This window comes from uncultured Dokdonia sp. (assembly GCF_947492815.1).
Lineage (GTDB): Bacteria > Bacteroidota > Bacteroidia > Flavobacteriales > Flavobacteriaceae > Dokdonia.
The window spans coordinates 81,952-107,483 of the sequence record NZ_CANLOB010000004.1 but is presented as its reverse complement, the minus strand read 5'-3'; the positions used below and the strand labels follow the sequence as shown (position 1 = coordinate 107,483).

The 25,532-nt window shown below is 32.9% G+C and carries 25 protein-coding genes; 19 read left to right on the top strand and 6 right to left on the bottom strand.

Annotation, left to right across the window (positions count from 1 at the left end):
* Window positions 1-152: 152 nt before the first annotated feature.
* Window positions 153-1,700 (bottom strand): bifunctional response regulator/alkaline phosphatase family protein, encoded by a 1,548-nt coding sequence (locus Q1A01_RS06345; RefSeq protein ID WP_299677669.1) that lies wholly within the window; start codon window positions 1,698-1,700, stop codon window positions 153-155.
* A gap of 106 nt (window positions 1,701-1,806) precedes the next feature.
* On the opposite strand from Q1A01_RS06345, the gene Q1A01_RS06340 reads away from it, so the two are divergent.
* From Q1A01_RS06340 to Q1A01_RS06275, 14 genes are all read left to right on the top strand, one after another.
* On the top strand, window positions 1,807-3,033 hold the full coding sequence (locus Q1A01_RS06340) for an HD domain-containing protein (protein ID WP_299677969.1): 1,227 nt from the start codon (window positions 1,807-1,809) through the stop codon (window positions 3,031-3,033).
* Between the two features lie 23 nt (window positions 3,034-3,056).
* A complete protein-coding gene (lpxD, locus tag Q1A01_RS06335; protein ID WP_299677666.1) occupies window positions 3,057-4,079 on the top strand; it encodes a UDP-3-O-(3-hydroxymyristoyl)glucosamine N-acyltransferase in 1,023 nt (340 codons plus the stop codon).
* Entirely contained in the window at window positions 4,076-5,482 is a 1,407-nt protein-coding gene (locus Q1A01_RS06330; RefSeq protein WP_299677663.1) for a bifunctional UDP-3-O-[3-hydroxymyristoyl] N-acetylglucosamine deacetylase/3-hydroxyacyl-ACP dehydratase, read from the top strand. The genes lpxD and Q1A01_RS06330 overlap by 4 nt, the downstream gene beginning before the upstream one ends.
* Window positions 5,483-5,493: 11 nt before the next feature.
* Window positions 5,494-6,279, top strand: a complete 786-nt coding sequence (gene lpxA, locus Q1A01_RS06325) for an acyl-ACP--UDP-N-acetylglucosamine O-acyltransferase (RefSeq protein ID WP_089370911.1) — start codon at window positions 5,494-5,496, stop codon at window positions 6,277-6,279.
* Between the two features lie 121 nt (window positions 6,280-6,400).
* Window positions 6,401-6,967, top strand: a complete 567-nt coding sequence (efp, locus tag Q1A01_RS06320; RefSeq protein WP_299677656.1) for an elongation factor P — start codon at window positions 6,401-6,403, stop codon at window positions 6,965-6,967.
* 21 nt (window positions 6,968-6,988) lie between these two features.
* The gene (locus tag Q1A01_RS06315) at window positions 6,989-7,927 is read left to right on the top strand and encodes a UDP-3-O-(3-hydroxymyristoyl)glucosamine N-acyltransferase (protein ID WP_299677653.1); all 939 of its coding nucleotides are present in this window, start codon (window positions 6,989-6,991) and stop codon (window positions 7,925-7,927) included.
* Entirely contained in the window at window positions 7,924-8,337 is a 414-nt protein-coding gene (locus Q1A01_RS06310; RefSeq protein WP_299677650.1) for a nuclear transport factor 2 family protein, read from the top strand. Before Q1A01_RS06315 ends, Q1A01_RS06310 begins: the two co-directional genes overlap by 4 nt.
* Window positions 8,338-8,399: 62 nt before the next feature.
* Window positions 8,400-9,272: a succinate--CoA ligase subunit alpha gene (sucD, locus tag Q1A01_RS06305; RefSeq protein WP_299677647.1), complete on the top strand. Its 873-nt coding sequence runs from the start codon at window positions 8,400-8,402 to the stop codon at window positions 9,270-9,272.
* Window positions 9,273-9,356: 84 nt separating this feature from the next.
* On the top strand, window positions 9,357-12,329 hold the full coding sequence (locus tag Q1A01_RS06300) for a M16 family metallopeptidase (protein WP_299677645.1): 2,973 nt from the start codon (window positions 9,357-9,359) through the stop codon (window positions 12,327-12,329).
* Window positions 12,330-12,759: 430 nt separating this feature from the next.
* Window positions 12,760-13,506, top strand: coding sequence for a 3-oxoacyl-[acyl-carrier-protein] reductase (fabG, locus tag Q1A01_RS06295; protein WP_299677642.1), 747 nt, complete (start codon window positions 12,760-12,762; stop codon window positions 13,504-13,506).
* Window positions 13,507-13,530: 24 nt separating this feature from the next.
* On the top strand, window positions 13,531-15,564 hold the full coding sequence (locus Q1A01_RS06290; protein WP_299677639.1) for a VWA domain-containing protein: 2,034 nt from the start codon (window positions 13,531-13,533) through the stop codon (window positions 15,562-15,564).
* 28 nt (window positions 15,565-15,592) lie between these two features.
* Window positions 15,593-16,405, top strand: a complete 813-nt coding sequence (locus Q1A01_RS06285; RefSeq protein WP_299677636.1) for a prohibitin family protein — start codon at window positions 15,593-15,595, stop codon at window positions 16,403-16,405.
* A gap of 187 nt (window positions 16,406-16,592) precedes the next feature.
* On the top strand, window positions 16,593-16,823 hold the full coding sequence (locus Q1A01_RS06280) for a hypothetical protein (protein ID WP_299677634.1): 231 nt from the start codon (window positions 16,593-16,595) through the stop codon (window positions 16,821-16,823).
* A gap of 316 nt (window positions 16,824-17,139) precedes the next feature.
* Window positions 17,140-17,379, top strand: coding sequence for a hypothetical protein (locus tag Q1A01_RS06275; protein WP_299677631.1), 240 nt, complete (start codon window positions 17,140-17,142; stop codon window positions 17,377-17,379).
* A 214-nt stretch (window positions 17,380-17,593) separates the two neighbouring features.
* Here Q1A01_RS06275 and Q1A01_RS06270 read toward each other — a convergent pair whose 3' ends face one another.
* Entirely contained in the window at window positions 17,594-18,352 is a 759-nt protein-coding gene (locus Q1A01_RS06270; RefSeq protein WP_299677628.1) for a glycosyltransferase family 2 protein, read from the bottom strand.
* 72 nt (window positions 18,353-18,424) lie between these two features.
* Between Q1A01_RS06270 and Q1A01_RS06265 the strand changes: the two genes are divergently transcribed.
* From Q1A01_RS06265 to Q1A01_RS06250, 4 genes are all read left to right on the top strand, one after another.
* Window positions 18,425-19,264, top strand: a complete 840-nt coding sequence (locus Q1A01_RS06265; RefSeq protein ID WP_299677625.1) for a glycosyltransferase family 2 protein — start codon at window positions 18,425-18,427, stop codon at window positions 19,262-19,264.
* Entirely contained in the window at window positions 19,261-20,202 is a 942-nt protein-coding gene (locus Q1A01_RS06260) for an NAD-dependent epimerase/dehydratase family protein (RefSeq protein WP_299677622.1), read from the top strand. Before Q1A01_RS06265 ends, Q1A01_RS06260 begins: the two co-directional genes overlap by 4 nt.
* Before the next feature lie 50 nt (window positions 20,203-20,252).
* Window positions 20,253-20,702 carry a hypothetical protein gene (locus tag Q1A01_RS06255; protein ID WP_299677619.1) on the top strand — a complete coding sequence of 150 codons (450 nt, stop codon included), beginning with the start codon at window positions 20,253-20,255 and terminating at the stop codon, window positions 20,700-20,702.
* A gap of 90 nt (window positions 20,703-20,792) precedes the next feature.
* Window positions 20,793-21,260, top strand: coding sequence for a hypothetical protein (locus tag Q1A01_RS06250; RefSeq protein ID WP_299677616.1), 468 nt, complete (start codon window positions 20,793-20,795; stop codon window positions 21,258-21,260).
* A 48-nt stretch (window positions 21,261-21,308) separates the two neighbouring features.
* On the opposite strand, the gene Q1A01_RS06245 is transcribed toward Q1A01_RS06250, so the two are convergent.
* From Q1A01_RS06245 to Q1A01_RS06230, 4 genes are all read right to left on the bottom strand, one after another.
* Window positions 21,309-21,872, bottom strand: a complete 564-nt coding sequence (locus Q1A01_RS06245; RefSeq protein WP_299677613.1) for a hypothetical protein — start codon at window positions 21,870-21,872, stop codon at window positions 21,309-21,311.
* A 157-nt stretch (window positions 21,873-22,029) separates the two neighbouring features.
* Window positions 22,030-23,091: a glycosyltransferase family 9 protein gene (locus Q1A01_RS06240; RefSeq protein ID WP_299677608.1), complete on the bottom strand. Its 1,062-nt coding sequence runs from the start codon at window positions 23,089-23,091 to the stop codon at window positions 22,030-22,032.
* A gap of 9 nt (window positions 23,092-23,100) precedes the next feature.
* Window positions 23,101-23,916: a 2,3,4,5-tetrahydropyridine-2,6-dicarboxylate N-succinyltransferase gene (locus Q1A01_RS06235; RefSeq protein ID WP_299677605.1), complete on the bottom strand. Its 816-nt coding sequence runs from the start codon at window positions 23,914-23,916 to the stop codon at window positions 23,101-23,103.
* Window positions 23,917-23,930: 14 nt separating this feature from the next.
* Entirely contained in the window at window positions 23,931-24,971 is a 1,041-nt protein-coding gene (locus Q1A01_RS06230; RefSeq protein WP_299677602.1) for a TlpA disulfide reductase family protein, read from the bottom strand.
* Window positions 24,972-25,120: 149 nt separating this feature from the next.
* Here Q1A01_RS06230 and ruvX point away from each other — a divergent pair, with 149 nt between their 5' ends.
* On the top strand, window positions 25,121-25,531 hold the full coding sequence (gene ruvX, locus Q1A01_RS06225) for a Holliday junction resolvase RuvX (RefSeq protein ID WP_299677599.1): 411 nt from the start codon (window positions 25,121-25,123) through the stop codon (window positions 25,529-25,531).
* Window position 25,532 lies beyond the last annotated feature (1 nt).

The following is a 25,532-nucleotide window of genomic DNA, read 5'->3' as shown; positions in this document are numbered from 1 at the left end:
CTCTAATTTAGAGTAGCACTCTATTTTTACTGGTATCGCCAAAGAATTTTAATACTCCAAAGCTTTCCGAAGTAGTTTATATACCATAATTTGACACAAAAAAGGTCATTGATTGATTTCCAGAGAAAATCGTATCAAGATTACCTTTTTTATTATCTAGGTTCCAATATTGCTATTGGAATAATCATTTCTTCTAAAGAAACGCCTCCATGCTGGTAGGTATTTCTATAATAGCTCACATAGTGATTATAGTTGTTTGGATATGCAAAAAACAAATCACTTTTAGCAAAAATAAAGGAACTACTCATATTGATAGAAGGAAGATGTATGGTTCTAGGGTCTTTTGCTGCGAGTACATCTTTATCCTCATACGTAAGACTACGGCCAGTTTTATAACGTAAATTTAAACTCGTATTCTTATCTCCAATTACTTTTGAAGGGTTCTTTACATTAATGGTTCCATGATCTGTTGTGATAATTAACTTAAAGCCCATTTGCTGTGCTTGTTGTATCATATCTAATAACGGAGAGTTTTTAAACCAGCTTTCTGTAAGTGACCTATAGGACTTATCAGTACTAGCAAGTTCTTTAATAACTTCCATTTCTGTTTTAGAATGAGAAAGCATATCGACAAAGTTATATACAACAACAGTAAGATCATTATTCTTCTGAGACTTAAAGTTATCAGCTAACTTTTTGCCATTCTTTAAATTGGTGATTTTATGATATTCCCAATTAATATCTATATGTAGTCGCTTTAGTTGTTCTCTTAAAAAATCTGCTTCATGCATGTTTTTCCCTCCCTCATCAGTATCATCTAACCAGTAATTAGGATGCCTTTTTTTCATTTCGCTAGGCATTAAACCTGAGAAAATAGCATTACGTGCATATTGAGTTGCTGTTGGAAGAATACTATAATAAGCAGCTTCATCTTTCTTTTTGTAATATGAAGAAAGATGTGGTTCAAAAGCTTTCCATTGATCATATCTCAAATTGTCAATAACAACAAATAGGGTAGGTTCTCCTTTTTTTATTTCAGGAGCAACTTTTTCTTTAAACAAGGTATGAGACATGATAGGTCCATCATGAGATCCAAACCAATCTGGGTAATTTCTATCTACAAACTTGCAAAACTGATGATTAGCTTCTGTTTTTTGAGATTCCAAGATTTCAAACATACTAGGATCCTCTATGGTTTCTAATTCCATTTCCCAGTAGATCAATTTTTGATACAATTCAGACCACTCTTCATAAGAATTTACCATAGAGAGGTCCATGGCGATTTTCCTAAATTCTTGCTGATATGAGGAAGCTGTTTTTTGAGAGACTAAACGACTGTGATCTAAATTTTTCTTTAAACTGAGTAAGATTTGATTAGGATTGACAGGTTTGATTAAATAATCGGCAATTTTAGAACCTATGGCTTCCTCCATAATATATTCTTCTTCACTTTTTGTAATCATTACAACGGGTACGTTTTCTCGTTTATTTTTGATTTCATTAAGTGTTTCAAGTCCTGTGAGACCTGGCATGTTTTCATCAAGAAAAACAATATCAAAATTTTGTTCATCTATAATTTCTATTGCCTCGGTACCACTTGTACATTTAGTAACAGCATAGTTTTTTTTCTCTAAAAAAAGTATATGTGGTTTTAATAAATCAATTTCATCATCTACCCATAGAATGTTGATTGTACTCATATATTGTGTGGTGTGTTTATACGCTTTCGCGAAAGCAAATAAGAACTCTCATAAAAGCTAGTATGATTAGTGGTATATTTGTTTAAACTCTTTAAATTACTCTGTGATAAAACAGGCTACCAAAGTTACTATAATTAACGATCCCATTTATGGTTTTATTACCATACCTAATGGCGTTATTTTTAAATTGATTCAGCATCCGTATTTCCAACGTTTACGTCGTATTACTCAAATGGGACTTTCATATTTGGTATATCCAGGAGCACATCATACACGTTTTCACCATGCGATAGGATGTTTGCATATTATGCAGAAAGCATTGACAACCCTTAAAAACAAAGGCGTTGTTATTTCTAAAGAAGAAGAAGAAGCCACGCTCATAGCTATACTATTGCATGATATTGGACATGGTCCATTTTCACATGCAATGGAGGAAAGTATCATTGAAAACGTACATCATGAGCAGATATCTATTGCTTTTATGGAAGCTTTAAACAGAGAGTTTAACGGAAGTTTAACGCTAGCACTCCAAATATTTCAAGGAACATATACCCGTAAGTTTTTAAATCAGCTTGTTTCTGGCCAATTAGACATGGATCGTACAGACTATTTAAAACGAGATAGTTTCTATACAGGAATGGCTGAAGGAAATATTAATACAGATCGTATTATAGCAATGCTTAATGTTTTTGAAGACCAATTAGTCGTTGAAGAAAAAGGCGTATACACGGTAGAAAAATTCTTAGTAGCTAGGCGTCTTATGTATTGGCAAGTGTACTTACATAAAACGGGAGTCGTTGCAGAACAATTAATTACACGTGTATTAAAACGTGCAAAAGAAGTTTCTCATAATGGCGTTGATCTTCCTGCAAGTACAGCATTATCCTATTTTTTAAAAAATAAGATTGATCAAGATAATTTTAAAGATGCACTCGATACGTTTTCAAAATTAGATGATTATGACATTATATCAGCTATGAAAGAATGGTGTTATACAGATGATTTTGTACTTAGTGAGTTATCCAAGTCTATCATAAATAGAGATTTATTAAAAGTAAAGATTCGTAAAAAGCCCTTTTCTGAAGAGAAAAAACAAAAACATATAGATACATTAACACAGCAGTATGACATCACTCCATACGAGGCTTCTTATTTTGTTTTTACAGGCAAAATATCAAATCAAGGGTATAATTATACACAAGGAGGAATTAATATTGTATTACCAAATGGTAAGATTGTAGATGTAGTAAAAGCTAGTGATCAATTAAGTTTAAAATCGCTAACTAAAGAAGTCGTTAAAAACTATATGTGCTACCCCAAACCTAAAGACTAAGTTTTTTGTTATTTTTGCCACACATGAAATTTACAGCAGCCCAAATAGCAGGAATATTAGAAGGTACAGTTGAAGGTAATCCCGAAGTACAAGTTTCTAAACTTGCAAAAATAGAAGAAGGAACATCTGGATCTCTTACATTTCTAGCAAATCCTAAATATACACCTTACTTATATACGACAAAAGCATCTATTGCCATTGTTAATACAGATTTTGAACTTGAAAATGAAATAGACACTACACTCATAAGAGTAGAAGATGCTTATAAGTCATTCTCAAAGTTGTTAGAATATTACAATCAAGTAAAACTTAATAAATCAGGAATAGAGCAACCAAGTTATATTTCTGAATCTGCTACTTATGGTGATGGCCTTTATTTAGGGGCATTTTCATATTTAGGTGATAACGTAAAAATTGGAAATAATGTAAAAATTTATCCTAATGCATATGTCGGAGACAATGTGGTTATAGGTGATAATTGCGTATTATTCTCAGGAGCAAAAGTATATTCTGATTGTGTTATAGGCGATTCTGTATATATACATAGTGGTGCTATTGTTGGAGCAGATGGATTTGGTTTTACACCAAATGAAAAAGGAGAGTATAGCAAAGTACCGCAAACAGGTAATGTTATTATAGAAGATTATGTAGATATTGGAGCTGGAACCACTATTGACAGAGCTACACTAGGATCTACAGTGATTAGAGAAGGTGTAAAATTAGATAATCAAATACAGATTGCTCATAATGTAGAAATAGGAGCTCATACAGCGATTGCTGCACAGACAGGAGTTGCAGGTTCTACAAAAATTGGTAAAAATTGTCTGATTGGTGGACAAGTAGGAATTGCTGGCCATATCACAATAGGGGATCGTGTTCGTATTCAAGCGCAGTCAGGAATTGGACGTAATATAAAAGATGATGAAGTACTCCAAGGATCTCCGTCATTTGGATATGCAGATTGGAACCGATCATATGTGCATTTTAAAAACTTACCTAAAATAGTTCAAACGGTTAATCAACTCGAAAAAAAGATAAATCAATGAGTGAAGCTAGAACTCAACAATGTACAATAGCCAAAGAAGTTACGCTTACTGGTGTAGGATTACATACCGGAGATAATGTGACGATGACTTTTAAACCCGCTAAAGAAAATCACGGATATAAATTTCAACGTGTGGATCTAGAGGGTAGTCCTATTATTAATGCAGATGCATCATTAGTAACCAATACACAAAGAGGAACAAATCTTGAAAAAAATGGCGTTACTATTCAAACTACAGAACATGTCCTTGCCGCTTGTGTAGGACTAGAAATAGATAACATCCTAATAGAACTTAATGCATCAGAACCCCCTATCATGGATGGTTCTTCAAAATTCTTTGTAGAAGCATTAGAAAAAGCAGGAATACAAGAACAAGAAGAATGTCGTAATGAATATGTAGTAAAAGAAGTAATTTCTTATGTAGATGAAGAATCTGGAAGCGAAATTATTTTAATGCCTGCAGATGAATATCAAGTTACGACTATGGTTGATTTTGGGACTAAAGTATTAGGCACTCAAAATGCAAGTATAAAACACCTTTCAGAATTTAAAAAAGAAATCTCTGATAGTCGTACATTTAGCTTTTTACATGAAATAGAAATGCTCTTAGAGCATGGTTTAATAAAAGGAGGTGATCTTAATAATGCCATTGTCTATGTAGACAAGGAATTATCTCCTAAAACAATGGAAAAACTACGTGTCGCATTTAATAAAGAGCATATTGCTGTAAAACCTAACGGTATTCTAGATAACCTTACCTTACACCATCCTAATGAAGCTGCACGTCACAAACTGTTAGATGTTATTGGAGATTTGGCTTTAATAGGAACACGTGTCAAAGGAAAAGTAATCGCTAATAAGCCAGGGCACTATGTAAATACACAGTTTGCAAAAAAGCTTCAAAAAATTATTAAAACAGAACGTCGTAACCATGTTCCTGATGTAGATTTACATGCACCTCCAGTAAAAGATGTAAATCAAATTATGGAGATGTTACCACATCGCCCTCCGTTTTTACTAGTCGATAAAATATTAGAATTGACAGATACCTATGTAATAGGAATGAAAAATGTGACGATGAACGAACCATTTTTTGTAGGTCATTTCCCAGGAGCACCAGTAATGCCTGGTGTTTTACAGATAGAAGCTATGGCGCAAACTGGAGGGATATTAGTACTTAGTACAGTTCCTGATCCAGAAAATTACTTAACGTACTTATTAAAAATAGATAATGTACGTTATAAACAACAAGTAGTTCCTGGAGATACGCTTATTTTTAAGCTAGATTTGATGTCTCCTATACGAAGAGGAATATGTCAAATGCAAGCGAGAGCCTATGCAAATGGGAGACTCGTATCAGAAGCCGAAATTATGGCTCAAATCGTTAAAGTAAAAAACAACTAACATTCATATAAATGAACCAACCGCTGGCATATGTGCATCCTGGTGCTAAAATTGCAAAAAATGTAGTTATAGAACCTTTTAGCACTATACATAATAATGTTGTGATAGGAGAAGGGAGTTGGATAGGATCCAATGTAACGATCATGGAAGGCGCTCGAATAGGTAAAAATGTTAGTATTTTTCCTGGAGCTGTTATTTCTGCAATTCCTCAAGACAAAAAATTCAATGATGAAGATACTGTGACTATAATAGGAGACAACACCACCATTAGAGAGTGTGTGACTATTAATAGAGGTACTTCCGATCGTATGAAAACAGAAGTGGGCAAGAATTGCTGGATTATGGCCTATTGCCATATAGCACATGATTGTATTGTAGGTGATAATTGTATTTTTTCTAATAATAGTACCCTTGCGGGACACATTACTGTAGGAGAACATGTAGTTTTAGCTGGAATGGCAGCCGTGCAACAATTTTGTACCATAGGAAGTCATGCATTTGTCACGGGAGGATCTCTTGTGAGAAAAGATGTGCCTCCTTTTGTAAAAGCAGGTAGAGAGCCATTAAGCTATGTAGGTATCAATTCTATTGGACTTCGCCGTCGCGGTTTTACCACAGAAAAAATACGTGAGATTCAAAATATTTTTAGAATTCTATATCAAAAAAACTATAACAATACACAAGCTGTAGAAATTATAGAAGCAGAAATGGAAGCTACTCCTGAGAGAGATGAAATATTACAATTTATTAGAAACTCTCAGCGTGGTATTATGAAAGGATATTTCAGTAATAATTAATATAAAAATTCTGTATACGCTTTCGCGAAAGCATATAGAACAAGATCACAAGATCAGACAATAAACGTTTAACTTAAAAATAGCAGTATAGTTCATTTCATATACTATACGCACCGAACATATGGCAACAACATCAGACATTCGTAACGGATTATGTATTCATTATAATCATGATATTTATAAAATCATTGAATTCTTACACGTAAAACCTGGAAAAGGACCAGCTTTTGTACGTACTAAAATGAAAAGTGTTACAACAGGAAAAGTAATTGATAATACCTTTTCTGCAGGTCATAAAATAGAAGAAGTACGTGTTGAAACACATAAATTTCAATTTTTATATCCAGAAGGAGATACATATCACTTTATGAATGTAGAAGATTATAATCAGATAACGCTGCAAAAAGAAACAATAGATGCTGCCGAATTCCTAAAAGAAGGTAATGTAGTAACTGTATTGATTAATTCTGAAGACCAAGCACCTTTATCTGTAGATATGCCTGCTAGTGTTATCTTAGAAGTAACACATACAGAACCTGGAGTAAAAGGAAATACTGCTACAAATGCTACAAAACCTGCTACTGTAGAAACAGGTGCTAGAGTAAATGTGCCTTTATTTATTAATGAAGGTGATAAAATAAAAATTGAAACAGCAAAAGGGACATATAAAGAAAGAATTAAAGAGTAATTCTTTAAAAAAAACCTTAGCGTGAAATTTCCTCAAGCACATACTTTACAACAAATTGCTACTATTATTCAAGCAACGCCAATTGGAGATGCTAACTTTCCTGTATTAGGCATGAACGAAATTCATGTGGTAACACCTGGCGATATTGTATTTGTAGATCATCCAAAATACTACTCAAAAGCATTAGAAAGTGCAGCAACGATTGTACTTATAAATAAAGAAGTAGACTGCCCAGAAGGAAAAGCATTATTAATTTCTGATGATCCATTTAGAGATTTTAATAAACTTACAGACTATTTTAAAGCGTTCATGAGTGCTTCCAAAACAATAGCAGACACGGCTATTATAGGGAAAGGCACTGTGATACAGCCCAATACATTTGTTGGCAATCATGTCACTATAGGCAAAAACTGTTTGATTCACTCTAATGTCAGTATCTATGATCATACAGTGATTGGAGATCATGTTACCATTCATGCAGGAACCGTATTAGGAGCTGATGCTTTTTATTATAAAAAACGCCCGGAAGGATTTGATAAATTAAAATCTGGAGGAAGAGTTGTGGTAAAAGATCATGTAGATATAGGTGCTGCCTGTACCATAGACAAAGGAGTGACCGGTGATACCACGATAGGAGAAGGAACAAAAATTGACAATCAAGTGCATATTGGTCATGATACATCAATAGGCAAAAAAGTATTAATAGCATCGCAAACAGGTATTGCTGGATGTGTTATTATTGAAGATGAAGTTACGCTTTGGGGTCAAGTAGGAGTTACTAGCGGTATTACAATAGGGGAGAAAGCTGTTATTTCTGCACAAAGTGGTGTGAGTAAATCTCTAGAAGGTAAAAAGAGTTATTTTGGAACACCCGCAGGAGATTTTAGAGAAAAATATAAAGAGATCGCCAATCTTAGAATGGTGCCAGAATTAATAGAACTAATAAAGAATAAGAAATGAGTACAAGTGGTAAAAGTATTGTAAGTGATTTTTACACATCAGATTTTTTTAATGAAAATGCAAATGTAAAAAAACACCTTCATCCAGAAATGGAACTTTTCTGGAATGCAAGAACTGGATATTCACACATGCGTATAGAAGATATTTCTGAAGTTACTTCAGAAGCCTCAAAATCTTTTGAAAGTGTACGTTGTGAAATCACACACTTATTAGAAGAAGGTACTAATGTTACGATACGATTTACTTTTTTTGTTAGTACTATAGAAAATCCAAGTGAAGAAGTTCCTGTAGCCCATTTTGTAGCGATTTGGGAGATAAAAGACGGTTTGATGTATAAAGGATATCAAATGAGTCAACCTGCAGAAGAAGATCAAGAAGCTATGATTTCATACCGAGGTGTAAATTTGTAAAAATACCTTCGACAAAAGCCCACAAAAAACTATTTTTGCAATAGAAAACTTAAAAACAAACAATGAGCGTTTTAGTAAATAAAGATTCGAAAATTATTGTTCAAGGATTTACAGGTAGTGAAGGTACATTTCACGCTAGCCAAATGATTGAATACGGAACAAATGTAGTAGGTGGTGTTACTCCAGGTAAAGGAGGACAAACACACCTTGATCGTCCTGTTTATAATACTGTAGAAGAAGCAGTTCAGAAATTAGGAGCTGATACAACAATCATTTTTGTTCCCCCAGCTTTTGCAGCAGATGCAATTATGGAAGCTGCAGATGCGGGTATTAAAGTTATTATTACAATCACAGAAGGTATTCCTGTTGCCGATATGATTAAAGCTTCAGATTATATCAAAGACAAAGCATGTCGTTTAGTAGGACCTAACTGCCCTGGAGTAATTACTCCCGGAGAAGCTAAAGTAGGAATCATGCCAGGATTTGTATTTAAGAAAGGACGTGTAGGAATTGTATCAAAATCTGGAACACTTACCTACGAAGCAGCAGATCAAGTAGTAAAACAAGGTCTTGGAATTACAACTGCTATCGGAATAGGTGGAGATCCAATTATTGGAACTACTACAAAAGAAGCTGTAGAATTATTAATCAATGATTCTGAAACAGAAGCTGTTGTTATGATTGGAGAAATTGGAGGTCAACTTGAAGCAGATGCTGCAAATTGGTATAAAAATAGCGGAAGCACTAAGCCTGTAGTTGGATTTATCGCAGGAGAAACTGCTCCAGCAGGCCGTACAATGGGACATGCAGGTGCTATTGTAGGTGGAAGTGATGATACAGCTCAAGCTAAGAAAGCAATTATGAGAGAATGTGGTATTCACGTTGTTGATAGCCCAGCAGAAATTGGCAAAAAGATTGCTGAAGTTTTAGGATAATTAGATATTTTATATCAAAATAAAAATAAGACAAATCCGTTATCTAGCAATAGATAACGGATTTTTTTAATCAAATTAAGATACATGAAACATATAAAACTACTATTAATATTTTGTATAGTCTTTCTGACTTATAGCTGTCAAACAGAAAATAAAAACAAGGATGTATCATATGCAGTAGCTTCGAATACAGATACTAATGGATTTGCTTATGAAGCTGTAACTAACGATCCTACAGGTTTACGTCTATACACTTTAGATAATGGATTAAAAGTATACTTAAGTAAAAATGAAGAGGAACCTAAAATTCAAACATATATAGCTGTTAGAGCTGGGTCTAATTATGATCCTAAAGAATCTACTGGTTTAGCTCATTACCTTGAACATATGGTTTTTAAGGGTACAGATCAAATTGGAACTGCCGATTGGGAAAAGGAGAAAACATACTTAGATGAGATTTCTAAATTGTATGAACAACATAGATCAGAAAAAGATCCTGAAAAAAAGTTAGCATTATATAAGAAAATAGATGAAGTATCTCTTGAAGCTTCAAATCATAGTATTGCTAATGAATATGATAAGATGATGGCTTCACTTGGAGCTACAGGAACTAATGCATATACTTGGTTTGAACAAACTGTTTACACAAATAAAATACCAGCAAATGAATTAGAAAAATGGCTGCATCTAGAAGGAGAACGCTTTAGCCAATTAGTATTGCGTTTATTTCATACAGAATTAGAAGCCGTTTTTGAAGAATTTAATAGAGGCCAAGATAATGATGGTCGTAAACGTTATGCTGCAATGTTAGAGGGTTTATTTCCTAATCATCCTTATGGTCAACAGACAACAATTGGTACTGCTAAACATTTGAAAAACCCATCAATGGTTGATATTAATAATTATTTTGACAAATATTATGTGCCAAATAATATGGCAATGATACTGGTTGGAGATATTGATTTTGATACAACAATCAAGAATATTAATGATGTTTTTGGCAAATTTGAAAAGAAAGAACTTACACATCCTGTTTTACCTAAAGAACAACCAATTACTACCACTGTAGTAAAAGAAGTTTTTGGCCCAACAGCTGAAAGTATCTCTATTGCTTTTAGAACGAATAGTGCTGGCACAAAACAAGAAAAACTTGTTACTATGGCAGATATGATTCTTGCAAATGGTAGTGCAGGATTAATAGATTTAAATTTAAATCAAAAACAATTGGTACAATATGCTGGATGTAACACAACATTCTTAAAGGAGTATGGATACCATATATTTAGTGGAGGACCTAAAGAAGGACAAACATTAGACGATGTTAAATCATTACTTCTCGCTCAAATCGAAAAATTGAAAAATGGAGAGTTTGATGAGTGGATGATGGAGGCTGTTATTAATGATCTTAAACTGAGTCAAACCCAACAATATGAAAATAACTCTGCATTGGCAAATATGTATGTAGATGCGTTTATTAAAGATGAGAGTTGGAAAAATAAAATACAGTTTTTAGATGATTTGAAGAAAATTTCAAAACAAGAATTAGTTGATTTTGCAAACACTTTCTATAATGATAATTATGTAGTTACGTATAAGCGTCAAGGTGAAGATGCATCAATTGTAAAAGTTGAAAACCCAGGAATTACACCTGTTCATGTAAATAGAGAGATGAGTTCTCCTTTTTTATTGAATTTTAATAAAATAGAATCACTCCCATTAAAACCTAAATTCATTGATTACAAAAAGGAAATCAAAGAAACTAAAATGGATAATGGGATTAAAATTGCTTATATCAATAATGAAAATAATGATTTGTTTGATATGAATATCATTTTTGATATGGGAAGTGATAATGATAAGCAGTTAGGTCTCGCAGCTGGATATATGGAGTATTTAGGTACTGATAAATATTCTGCTGAAGAATTGAAAAAAGAATTTTATAAGTTAGGTGTTAACTATTATGTAAGTGCAGGAGCTGAGACAACTTATGTTGGATTAAATGGATTAAAAGAAAACTTACCAAAAGGATTAGAGCTTTTAGAACATCTTTGGAATAATGCAGTGCCAGATCAAGAAGCTTATAATAAATATGTAGCATCTATTATAAAAGGTAGATCTGATGGTAAATCTCAAAAAAGAAATATTCTTTGGAATGGATTAATGAATTATGGAAAATATGGCGACAACTCACGTTTAAGAAATATTTTTCAAGCAGACGAACTTAGTAACATGAGTCCTACGAAACTAGTTGACATTATCAAAGGAATGAAAAATTTTGAGCAACGTGTTTTTTACTATGGAAAGGATATAGATGCTGCTGTAACCGCTTTAAATACAAATCACAAGGTTTCTGAAGAATTAAAATCATATCCAGAAGCCATGGTGTATTTAGAAAAAGAAACCGGAGGGAATGTATATTTTGTTGATTTTGATATGGTGCAATCTGAAATGCTATTCTTAGCAAAAGGAAATCCTTTCAAAGCCGAAAATATGGCTGCATCATCATTATTTAATACGTATTTTGGCAGTGGATTATCATCTATTGTTTTTCAAGAGATTAGAGAATCTAAATCATTAGCATATTCTGCTTTTTCTAGTTATTCGACGGCTAGTAAAAAGGAAGATAGCAATTATGTGATGGCTTATATGGGAACGCAAGCTAACAAAATGCCAGAAGCAATAGATGCTATGATGGAATTGATGAATAACATGCCTGAAGCAGAAAAACAATTTAATGCAGCTAAAGAAGCAACATTAAAAAAGCTTGCAGCGCAACGTATTACAAAGTCAAATGTGTTTTGGAATTATGAAAGGCTAAAAAAATTAGGTATAGATAATGATAACAGAGAGCAGATGTACAATGCCATTAAGGATATGACGATGGATGATTTACGACAGTTTTTTGATACTAACATTAAAGGAGAGAATTATAATGTGATGGTTATTGGTAATAAAAATGATATAGATTTTAAAACGTTACAAAAATTAGGTAAAGTTCAAGAAATGGATATTGATTATCTATTTAATTACACAAAACCCGAAGAAGTTAAAATGTAGTCACATTTTTTAATTCTTGAAAAATATAAAAACCTCTTGAATTTTCAAGAGGTTTTTTTGTGTATCCCCTTATGCATTTCCTTATATTTGAAATTCTTGTTTATACAACAAAAAATAATAATTAAAATGAATATTAGTAAAAATACATTCCTACGAGTATTAGGGATTTTAGTTGTTTTATCTGGGGGATTTCAACTTTATGAAAAAATATATTTTATGGGGATTTGTTCTATTATAATTGGTTTAGGTCTAATATTTAATATTTTTAGTAAAAAAGACATTAGTAGTAAATAGTTTTTGACCTAATTAAATCCTATAATAAATAGATAGCTTGTGAAATTTTTTTACAATTTTGTTAAACTTTCTTATCTAATAAAAAGATTCATTTTTTTAAATATATTTTTTTCAGATTCTATAATAACCAACATATATGAAATTACTTGAAGGAAAAACAGCTATTATCACAGGAGCTAGTCGTGGTATTGGTAAAGGTATCGCAGAAGTTTTTGCGCAGCATGGAGCAAATGTAGCATTTACATATAGTTCTTCTGTAGATGCTGCAAACGCACTAGAAGAAGCACTGAATGCAGCAGGCGTAAAGGCAAAAGGATATAAAAGTAATGCTGCCGATTTTGAGCAAGCACAACAGCTTATAAAAGATGTAGCAGAAGATTTTGGAGGTATTGACGTTCTTATTAATAACGCAGGAATTACAAAAGATAATCTCTTGATGCGTATGTCTGAAGAAGATTTTGACAAGGTGATAGAAGTAAACCTTAAATCAATCTTTAATATGACAAAAGCTGTACAACGTACTATGCTTAAACAACGTCATGGTAGTATTGTTAATATGAGTTCTGTAGTAGGTGTTAAAGGAAATGCAGGACAAGCTAATTATGCTGCTTCAAAAGCAGGTATGATAGGTTTTTCAAAATCGATGGCATTAGAGTTAGGATCACGTAACATACGTACCAATGTAATTGCACCTGGATTCATAGAAACAGAAATGACAGCCAAGCTAGATGAAGATACCGTAAATAGCTGGCGTAATGCTATTCCTTTAAAAAGAGGAGGAAAGCCAGAAGATATTGCAAATGCATGTGTTTTTCTAGCAAGTGATTTAAGTGCTTATGTTACAGGACAAGTACTTAATGTAGACGGAGGAATGCTAACTTAACAGTCTTTATACGACTAAATTTATATGACAAGTACCACCTTATTACTAATTATTGGAGCCATACTTATTGCTTTAGCAGTGGCTATGTTTCAATACTTTTATAAGGCAGCTTATAAAACAAAACGGAATAAAGTATATGCCTTATTCCGTTTTTTTACTGTTTTCGGATTACTATTATTGCTCATTAATCCAAAATATAAACAGCAAACCCTTTATACTGAAAAGCCTTCTTTAGCAATTGCCGTAGATAACTCGGCAAGTATTCGTCATCTAAAATATGATGAACGTGTAAAAGATGCTTTCATACGCTTTCGCGAAAGCAAAAACTTAAACGATGCCTTTGATATTCAGTATTTCGGATTTGGAACAGAGCTTACCACATTAGATTCGTTAGATTTTTCCGAAAGGCAAACAAACATTGCTTCCGTTTTTTCATCTCTTACTTCTTTATACAGAAATGATATAGCACCCGTAGTGCTCTTATCTGATGGAAATCAAACATTTGGAGAAGCATTTGAATACACAAGTAAAAACTTTGCTCAAAATGTATACCCTGTTGTTGTAGGAGACACACTTGTATATGACGACCTTATTGTAGGGCAGGTGAATGTAAATAGATATGCATATATCAACAATAAATTTCCTGTAGAAGTATTTACAAATTACAATGGTGCAAGAGAGGTATCTTCAAGATTAACGATACGTTCAGGAAATAGCATTGTATATCAACAAAACATTCGTTTTTCAGATCAGAAGAAATCACAAATTATTACTGCACTCATTCCTGCAAATAATGTAGGTGTGCGTCAGTTTTCTGTGAGTCTTCAACCTATAGAAAATGAAAGAAATAAAAAGAATAATAGTAAGAACTTTGCAGTAGAAGTCATTGATCAGAAAACCAATGTGCTTATTATTTCTGATATTACCCATCCAGATATTGGAATGCTTAAAAAGAGTATTGAAAGCAATAGGTTACGTACGGTTACATTTTCTAAACCTACTGCTGCTATAAATAAACTAAATGATTACCAATTAATAGTTTTATACCAGCCTAATGGTCTTTTTCAACCCATATATCGAGAACTAGAAACTTTAGGTAAAAATAGTATTACTATTACAGGACCAAAGACAGATTGGAATATTTTAAATCAATTACAGTCAGAAGTATATCATGAGGTAACTAATCAAGAAGAAGATATTCAAGGTGTAAGTAATCCTAACTTCTCGACATTTGTTTTAAATGATATTAATTTTTCTGATTTCCCTCCACTGAAAACAAATTTTGGTGATATTACCTTAAAAACAGAAGCAGATATTGCTTTGTATCAAAAAATAGGCACCATTCAAACAGAGGCGCCTTTGCTTGTTACTACAGATCAAAATGGCAAAAGAGGGATCTTTATTTTTGGAGAAGGCCTATGGAAATGGAGAGCTCAAAGTTATGTAGATACGCGTAGTTTTGAGAGTTTTGACAATTTTATAGATAATCTCATTCAATATGCCGCTTCCAATAAACGTAAGAGTAGACTTAATTTAGACTATGACTCTTTTTATTATGGAAATGGATCTGTAAAACTCTATGCACAATACTTTGATAAAAACTATGTATTTGATAATAGAGCTGCATTAACAATTAAAGTAGTTAACAAAGAAACAGAAGCGGTGTACGATGCTCCCTTTTTATTGCAACGTAATGCATATGAGATAGATCTAAGCAATCTTACGCCTGGTGATTATTCATTTACAGTTACAGTACAAAATCAAGGATTAGCTAGATCAGGTTCCTTTACAATAGTTCCATTTGAAGTAGAACAGCAATTTCTAAATGCCAATAAAGTAGCCTTAGCAAAAGTTGCTAAAAATACTGATGGATCACTTTATACAATTTCAAAAATTGATCAATTAATAACTTCATTATTAGAAGATACTAGATATAAACCTGTTCAGAAAAGCACAGAAAATGTTGTACCTTTAATAGACTGGAAATGGCTATTAGGTGTATTAGCATTATTGCTTGCAATAGAGTGGTTTATGCGTAAATACAATGGCCTTACTTAAAACTAAAGATTAACTAAAAAAATAGATTATGGATAAATTACCAAAAATTGGATTACCTATTATCATCATACTAATAATTGCCTTCGTACTTGTAGCAAAATCTGCAGTGACTATAGATTCTGGATATGCAGGTGTATTACATACACTAGGCAATGGTGTTGACTCTGATGAACCTGCTTTAGGGCAAGGACTAAATATTATAGCACCTTGGAATAAAGTAATTGTATATGAAGTAAGACAGCAAGAAGTCCCAGAAAAAATGTCTGTTTTATCTTCAAATGGATTAGATATTATATTAGATGCCTCTGTACAGTATATGCCTGATATCAATAATTTAGGAAAATTACATAATGAAAAGGGAGAAACCTATTTGACTCGTGTTTTACAACCAGCAGTTCGTAGTGCAGCAAGAAGTGTTGTAGGACGTTATACACCAGAGCAATTATATTCAAGTAAGCGTGATGCTATTCAGAATGAAATCTTTGAAGAAACTAAAAAGATTATTGATGATCAATACATTATTCTGAAAAGGATTTTAATTAGAGATGTGACATTACCTCCTACCATTAAACAAGCAATTGAACGTAAATTAAAGCAAGAGCAAGAATCATTAGAATATGAGTTTAGACTCGTAACGGCTCAAAAAGAAGCAGATAAAGCACGTATTGATGCGCAAGGAAAAGCAGATGCAAACAGAATTCTAAGTGCTTCTCTTAATGATCAAATCTTAAAAGAAAAAGGGATTGAAGCTACACTTAGACTTTCTGAGTCGCCTAACAGTAAAGTGATTGTCGTTGGTTCTGGGGATAGTGGTTTACCGCTTATTTTAGGGAGTAACTAACAATATTACTTCTATAGGTTTATAGAACGTTTTACAAAACCATTTGAGTAGACTCTCAAATGGTTTTTTTGTTTTTAAGATATTCATAATCGCTTTTACAGTTAACCCTTGCACTTTTGAAATTACTATTGTAATTAGCTATGCATTCTAATAGTTTTACCATAGTTAATCTTAAAATATAACAATTATGTTAAAAAGTATATTACAATTAGAGGGTGTCAAAAAATTGAAAAAAGAACAACTTAAAAATGTTGATGGAGGATTTACTTCTGACGGAGGAAGTTGGAGTTGTGTGAGAGAAAAAGATGGACAAACAGCAACCTTTTCAACAGGTAGTGACGCAGTAGCTTCAAGTTGGTCAACAGCTTGGGTTAGTTTAGGGTGGCAAACTTTGTGTTTACGTACATCAGAGAGGTAATAAATATCTTACTGTTCAATTTACAGGAGTAATTAATCAGAGTATTAATACTCCTTTTTTTAATTCATTTATTGATCAATAGCGCTTATAAAAGCTATTAAACCAAGAGCTCGCTGTTTATTTAAACAGCATAATAAATTCAACTATCTATTTTAGATGCGCCTTATAGTCTTTGCAAAATAATGTTTCATTAATAAAGAGTATAAACTTCTATTAACAACACTTATACATTTTTTGATTGCAGATATGAAATCACTATTGTACTACTTTTTAATCGTAAGTATTTTTAAGTTATAATCTTAAAAACAATCAAGTTATGTTAAAAAACATGTTATTTCTTAAAGGAGTTAAGCAATTAAATAAAGTACAATTAAAAAATACGAATGGAGGAGTTATTTCTGAAGATCATGCATTTGCATGCATCCGAACGAAAGATGGAGTTAGTCATACATTTTATGGAAATCAAAGTTCAGCATCTGCTACTGCATGGGTAAATGCATGGGGAAGTTTAGGATGGTATGCAAGTTGCACTTTTAATCCATATCATTTAACGTAATACATAGAAACGCTCTAAGAGATGGTTATTGATGTTATCTGAAGTAAGGATAATTATCATTTATAGTAATCACAAATCGAGTCATCTGATACTACATCTGTACATGTGGTTTAAAATTTCAAGACAAAGCAGTAATTAATCATTGTATTAGTTACTGTTTTTTATTTGAAAAGTGAATGGGTACGCTTTCGCGAAAGCGTATAAAGAGTATATATTACTTTAAACCGCGTCTATAGAGCCATAATTTCGCATAACGCATCCATATGGCATAGGAGTGAAGATAGCTTATAACAAGTCCTACAACACCATCTCTAAAGCCCATCTGAACGATATAGTGTTTAAAAAATCCCCAAAAGGGTTTAATGACAAAATGATATACATGAAGACGCCCAGTTTTTTTGTCATAATCTCTTGCTTGCCAAGCAGCATATCGATTTAATTTTTTAATATGACTGTCTAAGGTGATATATGTATTATGATGAAAACGATTCTTTAAGAACCCAACTTTCCCATCGGCTATGATCTCAGCATGCACCATTTTATCTTCGTAAGCACTTTTGCTCTTACGAAATAAACGAATTACTTTATCGTTTTGCCATCCACTATAACGTACACGTTTTCCCATAAAATGGTTGGTACGATATATCCAATAAGCTACAGTGCCATCGGTAGGAGGGTTTTTTAGAATTTCTATAATCTCATCTCTTAACTCAGGAGTAACTCTCTCATCTGCATCTACTAAGAGAATCCATTCATTAGAAGCTTGCGGTATTGCCCAGTTCTTTTGAGAAGCAGAATATTGATATTTACGACGTAAGATCGTATTGGTATATTCTTTGGCAATAGTGATTGTATTATCAGTACTCATGGAGTCTACCACCATTATCTCATCAGCAAACGACACAGATTCGAGCACTTCACGAATATTGTGTTCTTCATTACCAGTAGGGACTATCGCAGTTAATTTTTCCATAAATTTAGTAGGATAGCAAAACTACTAATCTTTTTTATAATTAAAAGTTTATTTTTGCAGTAAACCAATCAAATGCAACAACTACCTAAAATAACGTTGATCATAGCCACCTATAATAATGTAAAATGGTTAGAAAAAGTACTGCATGGCTATAGTAAACAATCCTATAAGGATTTTGAAGTTATTATAGCTGATGATGGTTCTGGAAAGGAAACTGAAGATCTTATAAAATCTTTTCAAAAAGAGTATCCAGTCCCTTTACGACACATTTGGCACGAAGATAAAGGTTATCGTAGACAAACCATACTTAATATATCATTAACTAAGGCTAATAATGAGTATGTTGTTTTTACAGATGGGGATTGTATCCCTAAAGAAGATTTTCTAGAACGTCATGCCAACTATGCCGAAAAAGGAAAGTTTCTATCTGGTGGGTACTGTAAATTAGATATGGATTTAAGTGAAGGCATCACAAAAGAAGATATTTTATCGGGTAATTGTTTTAATGTAGAATGGTTAAAAGAAAAAGGATCGCTAGGATCTTCTCAATATAGAAAGCTTGCAAGCGGAGAGACGGTAGCAAAATTATTAGATGCTGTTACACCTTCTAATGCATCCTTTAATAATTGTAATTCTTCTGCTTGGTTAGAAGATTTACTTCGTATCAATGGATATGACGAACGTATGCAGTATGGAGGTCCTGATAGAGAATTAGGAGAGCGATTAGAAAATGCAGGAATTAAGGGCAAGCAAATTCGTCATAGAGCATTATGTTTGCATTTAGATCATCCTAGAGGATATAAAACAAAAGAATCTTTAGAGCGTAATCTTGCCATAAGAAGAAATACACGTAAAAAAGGATACGCCTATACGTACTATGGTATTAAAAAAGGCGATGATATAGAAGAATGAAAATATTAGTTACAGGAGCAGCAGGTTTTATAGGCTCTCACCTTTGTGAACGTTTAGTCTCTCAAGGACATCAAGTAATAGGAGTAGATAACTTTTCTGAGTACTATGATCCTAGATTAAAAGAAATTAATGCTACAGACATTACAAATGTTGGCGTTACGTTACTTAGAGCAGATCTATTAGATGATTTAAACGCTTTGCTACCTAATGATATTGATATTATTTATCACTTTGCCGCACAGCCTGGTATTTCTGCAACAACACCTTTTACAGATTACGAACGTAATAATGTTCAAGTAACACAGCACTTATTACAATGGGCTATACATCAGAATAAAAACACCCAATTATTTGTAAATATTGCTACGTCTTCTATATATGGATTACATGCTACATCTACCGAAGAAGAAGCACCAATGCCGGTATCTGATTATGGTGTGACAAAACTGGCGGCAGAGCAGTTAGTGTTAGCATCGCAACGCTCTGGAAAACTGAATGCGTGTTCTATTCGCCTGTTTTCGGTTTACGGACCTAGAGAACGTCCAGAAAAATTATATACAAAACTCATTAAAGCTATTTATGAAGGAACCTCATTTCCATTATATGAGGGTAGTGAGCATCATGAGCGTAGTTTTACCTATGTAGGTGATATCATAGATGGTTTAGAAAAAATAATTGAACATCGTACTTCTTGTAATGGAGAAATTATTAATCTAGGAAGTACCGCAGTATATACAACTGGTCAAGGTATTGCATTGATTGAGAAGATCATAGGAAAGAAGGCACTTATAGAAAGAGTTGGGAAACGTCCTGGTGATCAATTAAAGACATCTGCTACTATAGACAAAGCAAAACAATTACTAGATTACAAGCCACATACTGATTTTGAAGAAGGACTTCGAGCACAAGTTGCTTGGTATCAAGAGAAATTTCTTTAATGAATGGTTATTTTAAATAGGTAACTTTATATGTATGTTATAACCTATTAATGAAAATAACAAGAATCATAATTATAACATTACTATCCTTAGCGCTTCCTTTATTGGATATTGTTACGTTTAGACATTCATATGACTTCAATGGTGATATGGGCCCAGATTTCTATGGACTGCCTTTAATCTATAGAACTGAAATCCCTTGGGTAAACTCACTTAGTGGAGATTTCTACATACTAGGTTATTTCGGAAACGTATTTTTTTATAGCATTGTTTTGGTAATTTTCATACTATTAATAAAGAGAATAAAACTAAACGGACTATTTAAGAAGCTGTGGAATGTTAGTTGGATAGGAGCATCAGTTGTTTTAATTTTCTTTGCAGCAATATTTTTTATTATAACAGAATGGAGATTTGAATGGACGAACTCAGAAATATTAAAATATACAAATCAATCTGTTGCTTGTTCTAAAACACTTGAGTTCATCTCAACAGGTGAATAAAATGGGTTACAACACGTTATCTACAAAGTTAGAAACTAACTTATACATACCATGCCGCTTTACGAACACAAGAAAAGAAGAATAACTAAAATGATGACTAACAATAAACTTTCTAAAATTTGTGGGTATGATATATTGAAATTCGAAACGTTTAGGCAAAGAGATACGCTAGATATTGATGATGATACTAATTATTTAATGATATTCTTAAAAGAATTCCCTGAGTTATCTGAACAATTCTTTTCTGGAAAAGAAATATGGGTAAAACCTGAAAAAAAATATTTAGATTTTTTAGAAAATATACTAGATAAAAGATTCTCTGAGTTGGAGAAGAATCATTCATGGAAAACCGAATATTCAGAAGAAATAATTGATTTTATTAGAAAAGGGGGATATATTTCTTTTTATACCTATCGAGATACTGATTATGAAATAAATATTTGGGGTAATAGAAGTAGTCAACTAACTGTGAGATTCTTAACCTTCTATAATTTGTTGAAGGAAAAAAACAATGATTTTGGTATTAAAATAACTCCTAAAAAAGGATTATACGATTAATAAAACAATTCTACTATTATTCAAACTGATCAGAGTACTTAAATGTTATTAGTCATTTAAAGGAAACGTAATTCCAACTGCAAATGCTCCTACAAGCTGTTCAACAGAAGGTTGCAAGTAATACGAAAAACCTATATCAACATTATTGTTTTTTCCAAGCTCTAGTCCAATTGAGAAAGGGATGTGAAATATAATTCCGCTTTTTTCAATAGTATTAAACACTGTTAATGTTTCAAATTTTCCAATAGAAGTTCCTATTCCAATTTCAATGTATGGTGCCACCCAAGGAATTGGTGCACGTACTCTTGCTTTTCCACCAATTAAAAAAGCTTTTGTTTCCGATTTTTCATCAGTCGGGTTACCATTTAAATCTTTTCCATCCGGACTTGTTATTACTAACCCTGCGTATGGCCTAAATTCTACCCAAGAAGTAGCTTTAAATACGAACTCTCCTTGTGCAAAAAAACCATTATTTACTGTTTCATTTGAACTGTTATATGGAACACTAGCGCCATATCCAATTTGAGCATTGATTGATTTTTCTTTAATAAATTGAGCTTTAACAAAGTTTGAAGCTAGAATTGTTATTAATAATATCAGGTTTTTTTTCATAATGTGTTATAACGTTTAACCTATGTTTCGTAATAACTCAAAATGTTACCCATGTATTAATAAAAAATTATACGTTATGAATTTTTAAAAATGAATTGAGTAAATTACTTCGAGACAAGCCTCGGAGCAGTACATCTTTTGGACAATGTTAAAAAAACTATGTAATAGCTATAAATTCATCTAGTTTCTCTAGAATCATTTCAGGTTTTAATAGCGAATAATAATGTTCATGTCGCTTCTTAATATCCTTCAAACTTTTAGAAGTATATAGAGCAGCTTCATAATCTTGTAAGTGAACGACATGATTATGGTCATTTTCATACAATGCCCAAGCGGCTCTACGTATCCAAGGAGAAAAGATAGCAAAGGTAGGTATATCAATAGCTTTTGCCATATTAATCGCACCGCCTTCATTTCCAATTAACGCATCACACTGTGTGGTTAATGCAATAAACTCACGTAAACTTTTTCCGTAGATATCCTTTTGAATATGCTGTTGTGTTTTTTCTGAACACAATTGATATAATGTTTCTACCTGATCTATTTGCTTGGGAATATAATTAAAGAGTAATTGAGCTTGTGTAGTTGCCACAATATGATCTAATAGGGTGGCTAGGTAGGGGAGTGGATACGTTTTGTTTTGAGAACTACCTAGAATCCCTATCATATATAGTTTTTGTTCTGAAGATGTTTTAACACCTGCTAATTTTGCTTTCGCGAAAGCGATCTCTTCTTCAGTAACATATAATTTAGGCTTTAATGCTTTTGGAAAATCGGTAGCAATAGCCTGAAGTAATTTCATACGATTCTCAATCGCGAGTCCCGCTTCAGTTTCGGGTATGTAATGGTACGTATATAGATTTGTATAGAATGTCTTTGTGTACCATTTTTTATAGCCAATGCGCTGTTTGGCTTTTGTGGCTTTGGTAATACGGGCACTCCCAATTTTTGAATACACATCGATGACAATATCATAAGCATGTGGAGCTAACTGTGAACGAAATTGTTTGGCTGCTTTCCTGCTTTTTACCATTTCTGGAGTAAAAACAACCTTTTGATCTATATACGGATTGTTTTCCAGTACAGGTAAGGTGTGCTCGTTAATCAAGTAATGAACAATTGCATTTGGATATTTATATTTTATAGCCTCACAAAGAATAGACGATGTCAAAACATCGCCTATCATTTTGTGTTGTATAATTAATATTTTTTGATCCATATAGAATGTCTATACTGCAACATCATACTCTCTTAATGCATCATTAAGAGATGTTTTTTTATTGGTACTTTCTTTACGTTTTCCTATGATTAAAGCACAAGGCACATTATACTCGCCAGCAGCAAATTTCTTAGTATAACTACCAGGAATCACTACAGAACGTGCAGGAACTCTTCCTTTCATTTCAACAGGAGTATCACCAGTAACGTCTATAATTTTAGTACTCATAGTTAATACTACATTTGCTCCTAAAACAGCTTCTTTTTCTATGTGAACACCTTCTACTACAATACATCTACTACCTATAAAAGCACCATCTTCTATAATCACAGGAGATGCTTGTAATGGTTCTAATACACCACCTATTCCAACACCACCACTTAAGTGTACGTTTTTACCTATTTGAGCACAACTTCCTACGGTTGCCCAAGTATCTACCATGGTTCCTTCATCTACATAAGCACCTATATTTACATAACTTGGCATTAAAATAACACCACTAGAAATGTAAGCTCCATGACGTGCTACGGCATTAGGAACCACGCGAATACCTCTGTTTTGGAAATCCCTCTTAAGTGGAATCTTATCATGATATTCAAAAATCCCTGCTTCTAATGTTTCCATTTGTTGAATAGGAAAATATAGAACCACTGCTTTTTTGATCCATTCATTTACTTGCCAACCATTTTCGGTAGGTTCGGCGACACGTAATGTACCACGGTCAAGCATATCTACTACTTCGCGTATGGCATTAATGGTAACAGGATTTTGTAATTCGGAACGATCGTCCCAAGCTTTTTCAATTAGATTTTGTAACTGATTCATTTCAATTTTTCTTATTATTTTTTATTTATATAGTTCTCAAATTCAGCAAAACTCCTAAACCGAGCTTGTATACTTCCTTTATGATCTATAAGTGCATAGGTTGGGTATGCCCAAATAGATAGATCATAGGTCAATCGTTTTTCTGGTTTTTGCTCCCGAACGTTTACCCATGGATAGTCGTGTTTATCTAGATATCTTTTCCAAAGGTTGAATGTATCATCTCTGGATACTCCTATGAGTTCGATATTATTTTCTTCAAAAATAGCATAGTTTTTTGCAATACGCTTATGATCTGCTAAACAAGGCGGACATCTTACAAACCAAAAGTCTACTAAATACAACTTAGTAGCGTCTAAAGTTATTTCTGTTTTTTGATCATTAATGTCTCCTAATTCATATTGATCAAATTGTACGGCTTCTACATCAAGAATACGTAACATACGCGCTGTCTTATTAAATAAATGCTCTTTTATACTGTCTGTTTGCATACGCATAATTCGGTATACATGATCAATTTTCTCTCTGTGGTTTTGATTTCTCTCTAAATATTCTCCTACGATAACATGAGAAAGGGGAGTGTCAATTGTATTGCGTATTTCAGAAATAAGGAATTTATCAATGGTAGCACTATCTGCAAAGGACTCTCTTAGTTGCTGTAGTTTTGTTGAATATGCCATAGAAGCCATATATAACGATGAACTATCTATACTTTCAATATTAAAATTAGTGCCATCTAATACCGCATTTATAAGTAGTTTTTCTCCATCAAACCAAAATCGCTGGCCAAATTTTTGTCCTCTATTGTAAATAGAGATCTCATAGAAGTCATTGATTTTACGTTTAAAATCTACTTTTACGGTATCGGTATATGGAAGTGTATAACTTTCTTTGTACTGGATATCTGCTATCCTAACACTATCTATTTTCGGTCCAGATTTAATAATGAGATTGATATCCTTAAGATCTAGTTGTGATTTATCAGTCGTTGTTTGATGACAAGCTACGCATAGTAACAGTAGCAGTAAGCTTACAACAGATAAATAACGAAGTTTCATTATGGAGTTCTTAATTTTAAGAATCAAAGATAAAACTTCACAATCGTTTCCAAGAGGAGATTTTCTATAATTTAACAAGTCTATATAATTGTATAAGCGCTTAGTTACTTATACTTAGGTTTTGCTTATTTTTGCACCAAATTTTAGAGATGGCACGCATTATTGCGATAGATTATGGGACAAAGCGTACAGGAATTGCAATTACTGATGAACTTCAGATGATTGCTTCTGGCTTAACGACGGTAGAGACCAAAAATTTAATGTCTTTTTTAAAAGATTATTTTCAGAAGGAGCAGGTAGAGGCCATGGTGATTGGAGAGCCTAAACGGATGAATAATGAAGCTTCAGATGTAGAAGCACACATTATACGCTTTCGCGAAAGCGTACTTAAAACTTTTCCTGATCTAAGAATTATTCGTCAAGACGAACGATTTACCTCTAAAATGGCATTTCAAACCATGATTGATAGTGGTATTGGAAAAAAGAAAAGACAAAACAAAGCCCTTGTCGATCAGATAAGTGCTACCATAATATTACAAGATTATCTCTATAATAAATAAG

Excerpts from the sequence above, each read along its gene's own strand:
- Q1A01_RS06310 (WP_299677650.1), top strand. The coding sequence starts at position 7,924 with ATGAGTACAAGTGGTAAAAGTATTGTAAGTGATTTTTACACATCAGAT.
- Q1A01_RS06265 (WP_299677625.1), top strand. The coding sequence starts at position 18,425 with ATGCAACAACTACCTAAAATAACGTTGATCATAGCCACCTATAATAAT.
- Q1A01_RS06270 (WP_299677628.1), bottom strand. The coding sequence starts at position 18,352 with ATGGAAAAATTAACTGCGATAGTCCCTACTGGTAATGAAGAACACAAT.
- lpxD (WP_299677666.1), top strand. The coding sequence starts at position 3,057 with ATGAAATTTACAGCAGCCCAAATAGCAGGAATATTAGAAGGTACAGTT.
- Q1A01_RS06300 (WP_299677645.1), top strand. The coding sequence starts at position 9,357 with ATGAAACATATAAAACTACTATTAATATTTTGTATAGTCTTTCTGACT.
- Q1A01_RS06285 (WP_299677636.1), top strand. The coding sequence starts at position 15,593 with ATGGATAAATTACCAAAAATTGGATTACCTATTATCATCATACTAATA.
- fabG (WP_299677642.1), top strand. The coding sequence starts at position 12,760 with ATGAAATTACTTGAAGGAAAAACAGCTATTATCACAGGAGCTAGTCGT.
- Q1A01_RS06260 (WP_299677622.1), top strand. The coding sequence starts at position 19,261 with ATGAAAATATTAGTTACAGGAGCAGCAGGTTTTATAGGCTCTCACCTT.
- Q1A01_RS06255 (WP_299677619.1), top strand. The coding sequence starts at position 20,253 with ATGAAAATAACAAGAATCATAATTATAACATTACTATCCTTAGCGCTT.
- ruvX (WP_299677599.1), top strand. The coding sequence starts at position 25,121 with ATGGCACGCATTATTGCGATAGATTATGGGACAAAGCGTACAGGAATT.
- Q1A01_RS06245 (WP_299677613.1), bottom strand. The coding sequence starts at position 21,872 with ATGAAAAAAAACCTGATATTATTAATAACAATTCTAGCTTCAAACTTT.
- Q1A01_RS06345 (WP_299677669.1), bottom strand. The coding sequence starts at position 1,700 with ATGAGTACAATCAACATTCTATGGGTAGATGATGAAATTGATTTATTA.
- Q1A01_RS06230 (WP_299677602.1), bottom strand. The coding sequence starts at position 24,971 with ATGAAACTTCGTTATTTATCTGTTGTAAGCTTACTGCTACTGTTACTA.
- Q1A01_RS06240 (WP_299677608.1), bottom strand. The coding sequence starts at position 23,091 with ATGGATCAAAAAATATTAATTATACAACACAAAATGATAGGCGATGTT.
- sucD (WP_299677647.1), top strand. The coding sequence starts at position 8,400 with ATGAGCGTTTTAGTAAATAAAGATTCGAAAATTATTGTTCAAGGATTT.
- efp (WP_299677656.1), top strand. The coding sequence starts at position 6,401 with ATGGCAACAACATCAGACATTCGTAACGGATTATGTATTCATTATAAT.
- Q1A01_RS06280 (WP_299677634.1), top strand. The coding sequence starts at position 16,593 with ATGTTAAAAAGTATATTACAATTAGAGGGTGTCAAAAAATTGAAAAAA.
- lpxA (WP_089370911.1), top strand. The coding sequence starts at position 5,494 with ATGAACCAACCGCTGGCATATGTGCATCCTGGTGCTAAAATTGCAAAA.
- Q1A01_RS06235 (WP_299677605.1), bottom strand. The coding sequence starts at position 23,916 with ATGAATCAGTTACAAAATCTAATTGAAAAAGCTTGGGACGATCGTTCC.
- Q1A01_RS06330 (WP_299677663.1), top strand. The coding sequence starts at position 4,076 with ATGAGTGAAGCTAGAACTCAACAATGTACAATAGCCAAAGAAGTTACG.
- Q1A01_RS06290 (WP_299677639.1), top strand. The coding sequence starts at position 13,531 with ATGACAAGTACCACCTTATTACTAATTATTGGAGCCATACTTATTGCT.
- Q1A01_RS06250 (WP_299677616.1), top strand. The coding sequence starts at position 20,793 with ATGATGACTAACAATAAACTTTCTAAAATTTGTGGGTATGATATATTG.
- Q1A01_RS06275 (WP_299677631.1), top strand. The coding sequence starts at position 17,140 with ATGTTAAAAAACATGTTATTTCTTAAAGGAGTTAAGCAATTAAATAAA.